A 13749-nucleotide genomic window follows, 5' to 3' on the forward strand; every position below is an offset into this window, starting at 1 on the left:
AGGGTGGTGGTGTGGGTATCCGCATCACACCGAGCATCCTGAACTCCGACGTCTCCGACCTGCGCGGCGAACTCGCGAAGATCGCGGGCGCCGACTACGCGCACATCGACGTGATGGACAACCACTTCGTGCCGAACCTCACCTGGGGTCTGCCGGTGGTCGAGGCGCTGCTACCGGTCACACCGGTGCCTCTGGACATCCACCTGATGATCACCGACGCCGACCGGTGGGCGCCGGCCTACGCGGAGGCGGGTGCGCACAGCGTCACCTTCCACGCCGAGGCGGCGGCCGCGCCGATCCGCCTCGCCCGGGAGATCCGCAAGCAGGGGGCGCGCGCCGGGATGGCGCTGCGGCCCGCCACCCCGGTGGAGCCGTACCTGGAGCTGCTCGGCGAGATCGACATGCTCCTGGTGATGACCGTGGAGCCCGGGTTCGGCGGCCAGAAGTTCCTGGACTCCATGCTCCCGAAGATCCGCGCCGCCCGCGCCGCGGTCAGCGAGAGGGATCTGCCGGTGTGGATCCAGGTGGACGGCGGCGTCTCCCGCGCCACCATCGAACGCGCTGCGGAGGCGGGGGCCGACACGTTCGTGGCGGGATCCGCCGTCTACGGGGCCGAGGATGCCGCCGCCGAGGTCGACGCGCTGCGGGCGCTGGCCCAGGGCGCACACGCGCACTGACCCACACGCCTACTCAGACCAGGAGTTCCGCCACCGCCCGCACGAACGCCTGCGCGGCATGCGGCGCGAGGTTCACGTTCAGGGCGGGCTCGATGAGTTCCGCCTCCAGCACCACCACGCCGTGCTGCGCGGAGGTCACCAGGTCGATCCGCGCGTACAGCGGCGCGGGCTCACCCGTGACGGCGGCGACCGCCTCCAGGGTGCGGGCGGCCAGCGCCGCCTCGGCGTGCGTGGCCGTCACGATCTCCGGGTGCTCCTGGTAGACGCCGCCGATCAGGGTGCCGCCGCGCTCCAACAGCGCCCCCTTGGCGATGGTGTGGGTGGGCTCGCCCCCGATCACGTACACCGAGCGCTCCGCGCCCTCGGAGAGCTCGGGGACCTCCGGCTGCAGCATCACCGTGCCGCCGCGCCGCAGGATCCGCTCGCCCAGGGTCGGCGCGCCGGGGTCGGCGGCATCGAACAAGCCGGTGTCCATGGAACCGGCCGAGACGGTCGGCTTCACCACGACCCCACCCGAGCGCGTGGCGAGGTCCGCGCCGAGGGCGGCGGCGTCGTCGTGGAAGACGGTGGGCACGACGGCGATGCCCGCCTCGGCGAGATCGCTCAGGTACCGCTTGTCGAGATTCCAGCGGATCGTGCCGGGGGAGTTGACCAGCCGGGTCACCGAGGCGACGCGGGTGAGCCAGGCGTCGAACTCGCCCGCGTGCTGCGGGTAGTCCCACGTGGAGCGCACCAGCACGAGGTCGTACGCCGCCCAGTCCGCCTGGCTGCGCCACGGCACGGCGTCGGCGGCGATACCCGCCCGCGCGAACGCCGGCAGCAGCAGCGGGGTGTCGACGTCGGGGTCGGTGGGCAGGTAGGAGGCCATCGTCGCCACGGCGACGCGGGGCATGGGCGGCATCGTGCTCCGTCTCGTGGGTGTGAGTATCATCGAACCAGAACACGCTACGTGCTCCGGGGTCGGTGAAAGTCCGAGCCGGCGGTGACAGTCCGCGACCCGCTCCCTCCGTCAGGAGGGCGCGGTTGACCTGGTGGAATTCCGGGACCGACGGTGAAAGTCCGGATGGGAGGAAGCACGAGGGTGTCGTGAGCCGCTGGCGCGCCTGACGCGCCCGGTGCGTTCTCGGCAACCCAGGGGCGCAACGCCCTCACCCCGGTCGCAGTGGTGCGAACCGAAGGGTGGAGGATGACGCAGGCGCTGGTCCGAGGCGATCTTGAGCAACGGCGACGGCACGAGCGTGCCGCGTTGCGCGCGCGCCGGCTCACCGCGCTGCTGCCTCCCGTGCTGCTCGGCGCCGCGATCCTCGCGCTGTGGGTCGCCTGGGCGCCCCGCCTCGGCCCGATCCTGCTGCCCTCGCCGTCCTCCGTGATCGCGGCGCTCGGCGAGCTCTCCGCGACCGGTGACCTCTGGCCCGCCGCCGCCACGACCGCCTGGACGGCGCTGCGCGGCGTGCTGCTCGCCGTCGTGGTGGCCGCGCCCCTGGCGTGGGTGATCGTGCACTCCCGCTACGCCGCGGCGGCCCTGGAGCCCTACATCGCCGCCTCCCAGGCCATTCCCGCCGTGGCGATCGCCCCCCTGCTGGTGTTGTGGTTCGGCTACGGCTCGGGCACCACCGCCCTGCTGGCGGCGCTCATGGTCTTCTTCCCGGTCGTGGTGACCGGCGCCGTCGGCCTGCGCAGCCTGGACCGTGAGGTGCTGGACGCCGCGCGGGTCGACGGCGCCGGCACCGCCCGCATGCTGCGTCACCTCGAGCTCCCGCTCGCCCTGCCGCACCTGCTGGCCGGCATCCGGGTGGGCGTCACCCTGGCGATGATCGGCGCGATCGTGGGGGAGTTCGTGATCGGCGGCGAGGGCCTGGGCCGGCTGCTGGTCGCCGCCAGGGACCGCGCCGACACCTCCGCCCTGTTCGCCACCCTCCTGGTGGTGTGCGCCGTGTCCATGACGGGGTACGGCTTGGTGCGCCTGGCCGAGTACCGCGCCTCGCTCATGACCGAACGCTAGAAGCCCCTCCTCCTCACGAAAGGCACGCCATGATTTCAGGTCACACCCACCACCTCCTCGCCGTCGCCGGGATCGCGACCCTCGCGCTGAGCGCATGCAGCACCGAGTCCGCAACCGAGAGCCCGGCGACAGATGCCTCCACGGCAGAGTCCAGCGCCGCCACCGCCACCACACCCACCTCCCTGACCGTGGGCCTGTCCTACGTGCCCGACATCCAATTCGCGCCGTTCTACGTGGCCGAGGACCTCGGGTTCTACGAGGAGGCGGGCCTGGACGTCACCCTGCGCCACCACGGCGCCGAGGAGGGGATCTTCACGGCCCTGGAACAGGGCGCCGAGGACGTGGTCGTCGCCTCCGGTGACGAGGTGCTCGGCCAGGCCGCCGCCGGCAGCGACGTCGTGCAGATCGCCACCCTGTACGCCACCTCCCCGGTGGCCCTCATCGCCCCCGAGGAGGCGGGGATCACGAGCGCCGCAGACCTGGAGGGCCTGACGATCGGGACGCCGGGGGAGTTCGGCTCCACCTACCTCGGGCTGCTGACCCTGCTGGAGGAGGCGGGCCTTGGCGCGGACGACGTGACGATCCAGAGCATCGGCTACACCCAGACCACCGCGCTGCTGACCGAGCAGGTGGACGCCGTCATGGGCTTCTCCAACGGCGACGGCGTGCGCATCGCGGCCGCCGGTACCCCCGTGACCATGCTCGAGCCGCCGAGCCTGGTGAGCGTGGGCGTGGCCACCACGGGGGAGGAGATCGAGAGCGAGGCCGAGGCACTCACCGCCTTCATCGAGGCGAGCGTGCGCGGCGCGCAGGCCGCGGCCGAGGACCCCGAGGGCACCGTGGAGATCGCCTCGGGCCACATCTCCGGGATGACGGCGGACGCCCGGGAGGACGCCCTGGCCGTGCTGGAGGCCACCATCCCGCTGTGGTCCGACGGCGCGGAGACCGACCTGGAGGTGTGGCAGGCCATGGGCGAGGCCATGGTGGGCGCCGGCATCATCGAGGCGGTGCCCGAGGGCGCCGTCACGAACGACCTCGCCTCCGGCGCGGGCCGGTAGGCTTGCGCCACGTGAAGACGTTCGAGGAACTGTTCGCCGAGCTGAGCGAGAAGGCCGCCACCCGCCCCGAGGGGTCCGGGACCGTCGCGGAACTCGACGCCGGGGTCCACACGATCGGCAAGAAGCTCGTGGAGGAGGCCGCCGAGTCCTGGATGGCCGCCGAGCACGAGGGGCCGGAGCACGCCGCGCAGGAGATCTCCCAGCTGCTCTACCACGCCCAGGTGATGATGCTCGCATGCGGCCTGGAGCTGAAGGACGTCTACCGACATCTGTGATGCCGCCCCGCGTCCGGACTCGCTAGACACTTCTAAGGAAACCCCCATGCTGCGCATCGCCGTCCCGAACAAGGGCTCCCTGTCCGAGCCCGCCACCACCCTGCTGCGGGAGGCCGGCTACAAGGCTCGCCGCGACTCCCGCGAGCTCGTGCTGCACGACTCCGAGAACGACGTGGAGTTCTTCTTCCTGCGTCCCCGCGACATCGCCGTGTACGTCGGCTCGGGCACCGTGGACGCCGGCATCACCGGCCGCGACCTGCTCATCGACTCCGGGGTCGAGGCCGTGGAGCACCGCCCGCTCGGCTTCGCCCGCTCCCGGTTCCACTTCGCCGCCCCGCCCGCCGCGATCAGCAGCGTGGAGGGCCTGGCGGGTAAGCGCATCGCCACCTCCTACCGCGTGCTGGTGGAGGGATACCTCGCCGAGCGCGGCGTGAGCGCGGAGGTGATCCGCCTGGACGGCGCGATCGAGTCCACCGTGCAGCTCGGGGTGGCCGACGCCGTCGCGGACGTCGTGGAGACCGGCTCCACCCTGCGGGCGGCCGGGTTGGCCACCTTCGGGGACGTGCTGCTGGAGTCCGAGGCCGTGCTCATCCGCCCCACCGGCGACGTGCGGCCCGGTTTCGACAAGCTCGATCGGCGCATCCTCGGCGTGCTGACCGCGCGCGAGTACGTGCTCATGGACTTCGACATCCCCGTGGGGAAGGTGGACGCCGCCGCCGCGATCGCGCCCGGCCTGGAGTCCCCGACGGTGTCCCCGCTGCACGATGGCTCCTGGGCCGCAGTGCGCGTGATGGTCAAGCGCCGCGCGAGTCACCGGATCATGGACGAACTGCAGGAGCTCGGCGCCCGCGGCATCCTCGTCACCCAGATCCACGCCACCCGGCTGTAGCGCGTGGACCCCCTGCTCGCGCCGTTCCGCGCCCGCCGGGCGCGGACGGTCGCGTGGGTGCTGACCGCCGTGGTCATCGCGAGCGTCATCGCGTTGTTCGTCACGGTGCGCCCGAACGCCGCGACCACGCTGGGCGCCGGGGACTACGGGATCGTCCTCGTCTTCGCCGCGATCCTGATCGCGATCCTGTGGCGCCAGGCCACCGTCTCCGCGGTGCCGGACGAGCGCGGTGTCACGGTGCGCAATCTCGTCCTCACCCGGCGGGTGGAGTGGGCCGAGGTGGTCTCCGTGCGCTTCTCCTCCGACCGCGCCTGGGCGCAACTGGACGTGATCGACGACGACCCGATCGCCGTCATGGCGATCCAGAACGCCGACGGCGCGCGCGCCCGGGACGAGGCCCAGCGCCTGGCCACGCTCGTGGAACGCTACGGGGGCACGAGCGTCAACGACTAGGCCGTGCCGGCCGGCAGCCGAACGGCCCACCGGCCGGCCGCCGCCGCCGCGAGGAACGGCGTCGCATCCTCGGCGAGGCCCCGACCCATCGTGGACAGTCGCACCGGCACCTCGGCGAGCGCAGCATCCAGGCCCGCCAGCGGCACCTCGATGAGGCGGTGGCCCGCCGTCGAGCCGTCCACGAGCTCCCGGGCGGCGGTCGCCACCTCGGCCTCGATCTCGGAGTCCCACCCGGTCACTTCCTCACCCTGGGCCACCGGCACGACGACGTCGCTCGCCACCAGCGCCACCCGCCCGTAGGCGGTGGTCGAGTGGTGGGAGAGCCCCTGGTGCCGCCCACGGGCATCGGCCCGGGAGACCCGCAGCGAGGCGACACCCCGCCCGCCGAGCACCCCGGCGGCGTTCAGGGCCTCCCCGGCCGCCACGCCGGAGAACCCCCACCGGGTGCCGGTGCCGAGATTCCCCGGCCCCTGCGCCACGATCACCGCGTCCACGCCGAGCACGTGGCGCGCCGCCAGCAGCCCGGAGTGCACGGTGACGGCCTCCACGTCGCCCCCGAACGCCTGGCCGACCGTGATCGAGGCCTCCAGCCAGTTCGCCTCGCGCAGTTGCGCCAGGGAGCGGGAGAACCAGGCCGGCAACGCTCCGCCGTCGGCCATGAGGTACGCGACGTGCGGCATGGGGGACCCCACCGCGGCAGCCTCCGCGCGCATCCCGGCGAGGATCGCCGGCACGGCGGAGTGCAGGTCGGCCACGACGACCGGCATCCCGCCCAGGTCGTCGGCCTCCGCGAGGATGCCGTGGGCGGGGGAGTCCTGCTCGTCCACGCCGAGCACCATGGGCTGCAGGGGCGTGTACCGGGCCTTCACCAGGTGGCCGGGGCCGGGTTCGGGGTCCGCGGGCAGCGCGTCGGGCAGCGCCGCCACCATGGCGTACCCGCCGGTGCCCAGGCCCCGGGCGAGGGCGTTGCAGGTGAGGGAGACCCGGTCACCCACTCCCGGTGTGCCCACCAGCGCGGGGTAGGCCAGCGCCATCACCCGGGCGCCCGCCGCCACGGACGCGGGCTCGCTCGGCCCCGCCGTGATGCGCACCTCGAGCTCCACCGCACCGGGCCAGGTGCCCCGCACGTTCTCCACCACGCCGTCGCGCCAGATGATCATGCGTCCATCATGCCGCGCACTAGGGTGGAGACGATGAGCACCGTGGCCCCTGCGGAACGCGCCATGAACCTGGTGATCGCCCTGACGCACACCCCGCACCGGATGACCCGCGCGGAGATCCGGTCGCGGGTCAACGGCTATGCCGACGCGCCGAACGACGACGCGTTCGAGCGGATGTTCGAGCGGGACAAGGACATGCTGCGCGACCTCGGCATCCCGGTGGTGACCCTGGTGAACCAGGCGCACGGGGACGACGTCGGCTACCGCATCGACACCGAGCACTACCGCCTCCCCGCGATCGACCTGACGCCGGAGGAGATCGGCGTGCTCAGCGCCGCCGCGCAGGTGTGGCAGGGCGCGCACCTGGACCCGGTGGCACGCCGCGCCGTGACCAAGCTGCGCGCCATCTCACCCGCCGCCGCCGACGACGTGGGCGCCCGGTTGCGGGTACCGCCGCCGGAGGCGACGTTCGAGCCGCTGGTGCGCGCCGCGACCACCCGCGCCCGGGTGAGCTTCCGCTACCGGGCCGCCTCGAGTTCGGCGCGCGGCAGTATCACCCCTGCCCGACGGCGCGTGGAGCCCTGGCGCCTGGTGGCCCGTGACGGCGCCTGGTACCTGCAGGCGTGGGACCTGGACCGCGAGGCCGAGCGGCTCTTCCGGCTCTCCCGGATCGCCGGGTCGGTCTCGGTCGCCGAGGCGGACAGTGCCACCCAACCGGTGCCAGCGGATCTGCGCCGCGAGGGTGCGCCGCCGCGGCGCTGCGTGCTGGCGGTGCGCCCGGACCGCGCGGCCGCGCTCCGGCTGCGGGCGGTGGTCGAGGGGCCCGAGGAACAAGCCCCCGAGGACGCTGCCAGTGAACCCGTGCCCGAGGGCTACGAGCGGGTGGTGGTGCTCGAGAGCGACCTGGAGGCCCTGGCGGGCATGATCGCCGGGTACACCGCCGATGTGCTCGTGCTGGCCCCCGCCGACCTGCGCGCGGGCGTCATCGCCCGGCTGCGGGCCGCGGCGGCCCTCGCTGCACAGCCCGCCCCGAACCGACAGGAGGCAGACGCCGATGCCTGAGTCGACCTCGGAACGCCTCGCCCGCCTCCTGGCGCTGGTGACCTACCTCTCCGACCACGACGACGTGCCCGTGGCCGAGCTCGCGGAGCACTTCGCGGTCAGCCGGGCGCAGATCCTGCGTGACATCGACACCCTGTGGGTCTCCGGCACCCCCGGCTACCAGCCGGACGACCTGCTGGACTTCTCCTCCGACGCCTACGACGCGCAGCGCATCGCCCTGACCAACGCCCGCGGCATGGACCGGCCGCTGCGGCTCGGCACCACGGAGGCGGTCTCGCTCGTGGTCGCGCTGCGCGCCATGCAGTCCCTCCCGGGCGTGGCCGACACCCCGGCGCTGAGCACGGCGCTCGCCAAGCTCACCGCCGCGGTCGGCGACGCCGCCGCCGGCGCCGAGAAGGTCAGCCTGGAGCCCCGCACCGAACCGCTCGCGCAGCGCGTGGCCGAGCACGCCGCGATCGTGCGCGAGGCGATGCGCACCGGCACCCGGCTGCGGCTCACATACGTGTCCGCGGCCGATGAGACCACCACGCGCCTGGTGGACCCGCTCGAACTCACCAGCGACGGGGACTACTCCTACCTGCGGGCATGGTGCCTGCGCGCCGATGCGGTGCGGCACTTCCGCCTCGACCGCTTCCTCGACCTCCTGCCCGACGGCGCCGCGCAGCCCCACCCGGAGGCCGGCGAGGTGGGCACGTCCCTGCGGCCGCAGGACGCCGCGCTGCGCGTGACGCTGACGCTCACCCCGCGCAGCCGCTGGGTCGCCGAACGCTACGGCGGCACCGTCACGGCGGAGGGGGAGACGCTCGAGGTCGAGCTCGACGTCGCCAGCACCGCCTGGCTCACCCAGCTCGTGCTGGATCTCGGCGCGGACGTGCTGGGCCTGCAGCCCGATACGCTGGCCCGCGACATCGCCGCACGCGCCACCCGGGCCCTCGCGGCATACGAGGAGGAGGTGGCGTAGTGCCCTGGTGGTTGGTGTGGGTGCTCCTGGTGCTCGCCGCCCTCGCGTTCCTGATCTGGATCGGGCTGCGCCTGTACCGCCAGGTCCGCGCGCTGCTCGCGGAACTGCGGCGCGCCGAGGCCGTGGTGAACGAGCTGCAGGAGCGGATCGCCGACCTCGAGGAGGCCGCCGCCACCGCCGGCGCCATCGAGGCCGAACTGACCCTCAGCCCAGAGCGGCGCGCCGAGTTGCACGAGACCCGCGCGGCCGTGCGCGCCACCCGCGAGGCCCGCCGTCGGGACCGCTACGAGCGTGCCAGCGCGAGCTGGGACGAGGTCACCGGCCCCCAGTGAGGGTTCAGTGAGCGCCAGCACCCTGGGCGTCCTGGTCAATCCCGCGGCCGGCCGGGGACGCGCCCGACACTTAGGCCCACGGGTCATCCAGGTGCTGCGCGCGGCGGGGCACGAGGTGACCGATCTGACCGCACCGGACCCGGCCACGGCCCGCGCCCTGGCGCGCGAGTTCGTGGCGCAGCCCGGGCCGCGGGTGCTCGTGGCCGTGGGCGGCGACGGCGTGGCGAACCTCGCGCTGAACGCGATCCTCGTGCACGGTCCCCACACGGCGCTGGCGCTGGTCGCGGCCGGGACGGGCAACGACGCCGCCCGCGGGTTGGGGCAACCGGTGCGCGGGCAGGAGGTGCTGGACCGCCTGGTGGCCGCACTGGCGCGCGATCCGCGGCGGCTGGATGCCGTGCTCGTCTCGCCCGGACTCACGGGCACCTCCCGCGGCCGGTACCTGCTGAGCGCGGCGGTCGCGGGTTTCGACGCGGCGGTCGCGGGGCGCACCAATCGGATCGCCTGGCCCCGGGGTACCGCGCGGTACGTGCTCGGGGTGCTGGCCGAGTTGGTGGGCTTCCGTGGCTACGCCGTGCGGGTGGAGGTCGTCGACGGTGCGGGCCAGAGCATCGATCTCGGCCTGTGCGGCACGCTGGCCACGGTCGCGAACACCGCGTGGATCGGCGGCGGGATGCGCATCGCTCCCGGGGCGGACCCCACCGACGGCGTGCTCGAGGTGGTCACCGCCGTCACCGTGCCGCGGCGCACCCTGCTGCGGGTCTTCCCCCGGGTGTTCGCCGGCACCCACGTGGAGCATCCCGTGGTCACGGTGACCCGGGGCCGCGAGGTGGTGCTGCGCGAGGACGCCGCCGCCCGCGCCGCGGGCCTCGCGCCCGCTCCGCACCTGCACGGCGACGGGGAGCCGTTCGGCACGCTGCCGATGCGGCTGCGGGTGGTGCCCGGCGCGGTCGCCGTCCACACCTGACCGGGCCGCCGAGGGTGAGAGGGCCGCCTAGGGTGGAGCCATGAGTTCACCCGCCGAGCGGTTCGCGGCAGCCCAGCAACGCGCACGAGCGACCCGGGCGATGGGGGCGTTGGCCGGGGAGCTCGATGCCTTCACCGACCGCCTCGACTTCGCCCTGGACGACTTCCAGCGCACGGCGTGCGAGCACCTGTCCACCGGGGTGGACGTGCTCGTGGCCGCCCCCACCGGCGCCGGGAAGACGGTCGTGGGGGAGTACGCCGTCCACCTGGGCCTGGCCACCGGCCGCAAGACGTTCTACACCACCCCGATCAAGGCGCTCTCGAACCAGAAGTACCTCGACCTCGCCCGCGCGCACGGCAACGAGCACGTGGGGCTGCTGACCGGTGACGTGAGCATCAACGCCGACGCGGACGTGGTGGTCATGACCACCGAGGTGCTGCGCAACATGATCTACGCCGCCTCACCGGCGCTGGAGAACCTCGGCTACGTGGTGATGGACGAGGTGCACTACCTCGCCGATTCCTTCCGGGGACCCGTGTGGGAGGAGGTCATCCTGCTGCTGGGCGAGACTGTACGCCTGGTCTCGCTCTCGGCGACCGTGTCCAACGCCGAGGAGTTCGGCCAATGGCTGCGCGAGGTGCGCGGCGCCACCGAGGTGGTCCTCTCCGAGCACCGGCCGGTGCCGCTGTGGCAGCACATGATGGTGCGCCACGAGGTGCTGGACCTCTACACCGCCCGGGTGGACCCTACCAACCCCGGCACCGACCCGCCGGTGAACCCGGACCTGCTGGAGGCGGTGCGGCGCGCGGAGCACTCCAGCGAGGACCCCCGCCGCGGGGGCGGCCGGGACCACGGCCGAGGGGGTGGCCGCAAGGGCCGCGATCGCCGCGGCGGCCGGTTCGCTGGCAACGCCCCGCGTGGTGGTCGGCGCGCGGGGGTGCGCCCACCGCGCCGGGACGTGGTGGTCTCCCGGCTGGACGCGGCCGGGCTGCTGCCCGCGATCATGTTCGTCTTCTCCCGCAAGGGCTGTGACGCCGCCGTGGACCAGGTGATCGCCTCCGGCATCGCCCTGACCACCCAGGCCGAGCGGCGGGAGATCACGGCCGTCCTCGCGGGATTCGAGCAGCGCATCCCGGCCGAGGACGCCGACGCGGTGGGCTGGCCGGCCTTCGAGGGCGCCTGCCTGCGCGGCGTCGCCGCGCACCACGCCGGGCTGCTGCCGGTGTTCAAGGAGGCCGTCGAGGCGTTGTTCGCCCGGGGGCTGGTCAAGGTCGTCTTCGCCACCGAGACCCTCGCGCTCGGGATCAACATGCCGGCGCGCTCGGTGGTGCTGGAGCGCCTGGACAAGTGGGACGGCAAGGAGCACGCCCCGGTCACGCCGGGGGAGTACACCCAGCTCACCGGCCGCGCGGGGCGGCGCGGCATCGACGTGGAGGGCCACGCCGTCGTCCTGTACGCCTCCGGGGTGGACCCCAAGGCGGTGGCGGGCCTGGCCTCCCGCCGCACCTACCCGCTGCGGTCCAGTTTCCACCCCACGTACAACATGGCCGTCAACCTGCTCTCCCGCGCCGATCAGGAGCAGGTGCGCGACCTGTTGGAGCAATCCTTCGCCCAGTTCCAGGCCGACCGCGGCGTGGTGCACCTGGCCCGGCAGTCGCGCAGCCAGGCCGAGGCGCTGGCCGGATACCGCGAGGCGATGGCGTGCGAACGCGGCGACATCGCGGGCTACCTCGCGCTGCGGGAGCGGGTCACCACCCTGGAGGCCGCGGAGCAGCGCGAGGCCTCCCGGGAGGGCCGCAAGGCCGCCACCCGGGACATCGCCTCGCTGCGCCCCGGCATGGTGGTGGACCTCTCCGGTGGCCGTGGCTCGCAGTGGGCCGTGGTGGTCTCCATGCCCGATCAGGGGCGTTCCGGGCCGATCATCCAGGTGCTCACCCTGGAACGTCAGGTGCGCACCGTGACGGTGGCGGACGTGCCGCGGGGCTTGGCCCCGCACGGGCGGGTGAAGGTGCCGAAGGACTTCACCACGCGCGATGCCCGCTCCCGGCGTGACCTCGCCTCCAGCCTGCGCAACGCCGTCGCGGCCGGGGTCCCCTCCCGGGAGAGCGATGTGCTGCGCCGCGGCAACGAGGACCTCGCCGCCGCCCGCGCGGCCGTGCGCGAGCACCCGTGCCACGGCTGCCCCGACCGGGGCGAGCACCTGCGCTGGGCGGTGCGCGCCCAGGGGCTGCAGGCCGACCACGAGAAACTCCTCGCCCGGATCGATGCCCGCACCGCCTCCATCGCGCGGGACTTCGACAAGGTGTGCGAGGTGCTGACCACGCTGGGGTACCTGCGCCCCGCGGAGGAGTCCACCCCCGAGACCCGCGTGACGGACTCGGGGCGGTGGCTGCGCCGCCTGTACGCCGAGCGGGACCTCACCCTGGCGGAGTGCCTGCGCTCCGGGGCCTGGGAGGGCCTCTCACCCGCGGAGCTCGCCGCGGCGCTGACTTGCATCGTGTACTCCACCCGCGGCGAGGAGGACAACCCCTCCGCGATCCCTGCCGGCATCCCGCCGCGGCTGGAGGCGGCGCTGGCCACGACGGCGCGGATCGCCGTGGACATCGAACTCGCCGAGAAGCAGGCGGGCCTCGTGCCCACCAGCGGGATCGATACCGGCCTGGTGCGCATCATGCACACCTGGGCCAGCGGCGCGAGCCTCGCCACCACCCTGGGTGGCACCGACATCGCCGCCGGGGACCTGGTGCGCTGGTGCAAGCAGGTGCTGGACGTGCTGGACCAGGTGCGCATCGCCGCCCCCGATGCTGCGCTGCGCTCACGCGCGGAGCACGCCGTGGGCGCCGTGCGACGCGGCGTGGTGGCGGGCGAGGTGACCGCATGAAGGGCGCGACGCCCATGCAGGCAGTGCTCTACCGCGGCGGCACGGTCTACAGCGAACGGGACCTGTTCGCCACCGCCCTGCTGACCGCGGGCGAGACGATCGCGTGGCTCGGGGACGAGGAGGCGGCCAGGCCCCGCGAACGGGAGGCGCAGCACGTCGTCGAACTCGGCGGTGACCTGCTGGCCCCCGCGTTCGTCGACCCGATCGGTGACCCCGGCTTCCCGCTCGCTCCGAGCGGCCGCCACGCCGATGCGGCCGCGCTGCGCGCCCCGCAGTCCTGGCCGGCGGGCGCCGTCGCCCTGGTGGATCCCGTGCGACTGCTCACCGAGGGTGCCGACGACCTCGACCTCGGCGCGGTCTCCGGGTCGGGTGTGCCCCTCGCGCTGGGATCGGCCGATCCGAGCGTGACGCCCTGGCGCACGGTGGCGGCGGCGCTGCGCCTGGGACTCTCGGCGCGGGCCGCGTTCCGCGCCCACACCCGGGGCGGCTGGCGGGCGAGCACCGCCCCGGACGCCATGATCCGGGGCGTGTTGGCGCCCGGATCACCCGCGTCCCTCACGCGGTGGCGGTCCACGGAACTGGGTATCCAGGTGGCCGACGCCGCCCGCTCGAGCTGGAGCGTGGACGCCCGCGCAGGCATGGTCCCGCTCCCGGTGCTGCCCGCGTGGGATGCGCCCGTGGACGCGGGGTGGCCGGAGGGGGTCCCCCTCGACGCTGCGGGTCCGTCCTCGATCTAGATGACCGCGGCCCTCGTGTCGCGGCGACACGCCGGACGAGGCAGGATTCGACCGGATTTCTTCTGTGCCGCTGACCTGCGCCTACGGCCCTGGCCTGCGCCGTCACCCGCTTGACATCACGATCGGATCACGAAAGTCTCGTCCTCGCGCCACTGAGCTTCGAGCCCGGGGTGCGAGGACGCACCCAGGGGGTGCTCGGTTCCCGGTCGCGTGGGCATTAGAAAACGCGTGACGCACCGCGTCCGCGGTCCGAAGTCCATGCGACCGGGGAGCCGTATCCGCCACCGTATCCTCG

General features: G+C 73.8%; 14 protein-coding genes and 1 riboswitch. Of the genes, 12 read left to right on the forward strand and 2 right to left on the reverse strand.

What is annotated here, in order from left to right; all coding sequences use genetic code 11:
• Positions 1-11: 11 nt before the first annotated feature.
• Positions 12-677, forward strand: coding sequence for a ribulose-phosphate 3-epimerase (rpe, locus tag ATL40_RS06010; RefSeq protein WP_098468745.1), 666 nt, complete (start codon positions 12-14; stop codon positions 675-677).
• A gap of 13 nt (positions 678-690) precedes the next feature.
• Here rpe and ATL40_RS06015 read toward each other — a convergent pair whose 3' ends face one another.
• Positions 691-1569 (reverse strand): ATP-grasp domain-containing protein, encoded by an 879-nt coding sequence (locus ATL40_RS06015; protein WP_098468746.1) that lies wholly within the window; start codon positions 1567-1569, stop codon positions 691-693.
• Between the two features lie 54 nt (positions 1570-1623).
• Positions 1624-1757: riboswitch (FMN riboswitch) on the forward strand.
• A gap of 106 nt (positions 1758-1863) precedes the next feature.
• Here ATL40_RS06015 and ATL40_RS06020 point away from each other — a divergent pair.
• Genes ATL40_RS06020 through ATL40_RS06040 form a run of 5 tightly spaced genes read left to right on the forward strand, consistent with a single transcriptional unit; the run spans position 1864 to position 5354 of the window.
• Positions 1864-2679: an ABC transporter permease gene (locus ATL40_RS06020; RefSeq protein WP_098468747.1), complete on the forward strand. Its 816-nt coding sequence runs from the start codon at positions 1864-1866 to the stop codon at positions 2677-2679.
• A gap of 29 nt (positions 2680-2708) precedes the next feature.
• On the forward strand, positions 2709-3737 hold the full coding sequence (locus ATL40_RS06025; RefSeq protein ID WP_098468748.1) for an ABC transporter substrate-binding protein: 1029 nt from the start codon (positions 2709-2711) through the stop codon (positions 3735-3737).
• Between the two features lie 11 nt (positions 3738-3748).
• On the forward strand, positions 3749-4012 hold the full coding sequence (locus ATL40_RS06030; RefSeq protein ID WP_098470323.1) for a phosphoribosyl-ATP diphosphatase: 264 nt from the start codon (positions 3749-3751) through the stop codon (positions 4010-4012).
• A 46-nt stretch (positions 4013-4058) separates the two neighbouring features.
• A complete protein-coding gene (gene hisG, locus ATL40_RS06035) occupies positions 4059-4901 on the forward strand; it encodes an ATP phosphoribosyltransferase (RefSeq protein WP_098468749.1) in 843 nt (280 codons plus the stop codon).
• Between the two features lie 3 nt (positions 4902-4904).
• Entirely contained in the window at positions 4905-5354 is a 450-nt protein-coding gene (locus ATL40_RS06040) for a PH domain-containing protein (RefSeq protein WP_098468750.1), read from the forward strand.
• On the opposite strand, the gene ATL40_RS06045 is transcribed toward ATL40_RS06040, so the two are convergent.
• The gene (locus ATL40_RS06045; RefSeq protein WP_098468751.1) at positions 5351-6514 is read right to left on the reverse strand and encodes a DUF3866 family protein; all 1164 of its coding nucleotides are present in this window, start codon (positions 6512-6514) and stop codon (positions 5351-5353) included. The two genes, ATL40_RS06040 and ATL40_RS06045, sit on opposite strands and share 4 nt — an antisense overlap.
• Before the next feature lie 33 nt (positions 6515-6547).
• On the opposite strand from ATL40_RS06045, the gene ATL40_RS06050 reads away from it, so the two are divergent.
• From ATL40_RS06050 to ATL40_RS06075, 6 genes are read left to right on the forward strand one after another with little or no spacing between them, the layout of a single operon-like run.
• Positions 6548-7576: a helix-turn-helix transcriptional regulator gene (locus ATL40_RS06050; protein ID WP_098470324.1), complete on the forward strand. Its 1029-nt coding sequence runs from the start codon at positions 6548-6550 to the stop codon at positions 7574-7576.
• Positions 7569-8537 (forward strand): helix-turn-helix transcriptional regulator, encoded by a 969-nt coding sequence (locus ATL40_RS06055; protein WP_169925889.1) that lies wholly within the window; start codon positions 7569-7571, stop codon positions 8535-8537. The genes ATL40_RS06050 and ATL40_RS06055 overlap by 8 nt, the downstream gene beginning before the upstream one ends.
• Positions 8537-8869 carry a hypothetical protein gene (locus ATL40_RS06060; protein WP_098468753.1) on the forward strand — a complete coding sequence of 111 codons (333 nt, stop codon included), beginning with the start codon at positions 8537-8539 and terminating at the stop codon, positions 8867-8869. The genes ATL40_RS06055 and ATL40_RS06060 overlap by 1 nt, the downstream gene beginning before the upstream one ends.
• Positions 8870-8876: 7 nt before the next feature.
• Positions 8877-9836, forward strand: coding sequence for a diacylglycerol/lipid kinase family protein (locus tag ATL40_RS06065; protein ID WP_169925890.1), 960 nt, complete (start codon positions 8877-8879; stop codon positions 9834-9836).
• Between the two features lie 40 nt (positions 9837-9876).
• Entirely contained in the window at positions 9877-12717 is a 2841-nt protein-coding gene (locus ATL40_RS06070; protein ID WP_098468755.1) for a DEAD/DEAH box helicase, read from the forward strand.
• The gene (locus ATL40_RS06075) at positions 12714-13454 is read left to right on the forward strand and encodes a hypothetical protein (RefSeq protein ID WP_098468756.1); all 741 of its coding nucleotides are present in this window, start codon (positions 12714-12716) and stop codon (positions 13452-13454) included. The genes ATL40_RS06070 and ATL40_RS06075 overlap by 4 nt, the downstream gene beginning before the upstream one ends.
• Positions 13455-13749 lie beyond the last annotated feature (295 nt).

It is taken from the genome of Serinibacter salmoneus (assembly GCF_002563925.1).
Lineage (GTDB): Bacteria > Actinomycetota > Actinomycetes > Actinomycetales > Beutenbergiaceae > Serinibacter > Serinibacter salmoneus.

Excerpts from the sequence above, each read along its gene's own strand:
- ATL40_RS06015 (WP_098468746.1), bottom strand. The coding sequence starts at position 1,569 with ATGCCCCGCGTCGCCGTGGCGACGATGGCCTCCTACCTGCCCACCGAC.
- ATL40_RS06020 (WP_098468747.1), top strand. The coding sequence starts at position 1,864 with ATGACGCAGGCGCTGGTCCGAGGCGATCTTGAGCAACGGCGACGGCAC.
- ATL40_RS06025 (WP_098468748.1), top strand. The coding sequence starts at position 2,709 with ATGATTTCAGGTCACACCCACCACCTCCTCGCCGTCGCCGGGATCGCG.
- hisG (WP_098468749.1), top strand. The coding sequence starts at position 4,059 with ATGCTGCGCATCGCCGTCCCGAACAAGGGCTCCCTGTCCGAGCCCGCC.
- ATL40_RS06045 (WP_098468751.1), bottom strand. The coding sequence starts at position 6,514 with ATGATCATCTGGCGCGACGGCGTGGTGGAGAACGTGCGGGGCACCTGG.
- ATL40_RS06050 (WP_098470324.1), top strand. The coding sequence starts at position 6,548 with ATGAGCACCGTGGCCCCTGCGGAACGCGCCATGAACCTGGTGATCGCC.
- ATL40_RS06055 (WP_169925889.1), top strand. The coding sequence starts at position 7,569 with ATGCCTGAGTCGACCTCGGAACGCCTCGCCCGCCTCCTGGCGCTGGTG.
- ATL40_RS06070 (WP_098468755.1), top strand. The coding sequence starts at position 9,877 with ATGAGTTCACCCGCCGAGCGGTTCGCGGCAGCCCAGCAACGCGCACGA.
- ATL40_RS06075 (WP_098468756.1), top strand. The coding sequence starts at position 12,714 with ATGAAGGGCGCGACGCCCATGCAGGCAGTGCTCTACCGCGGCGGCACG.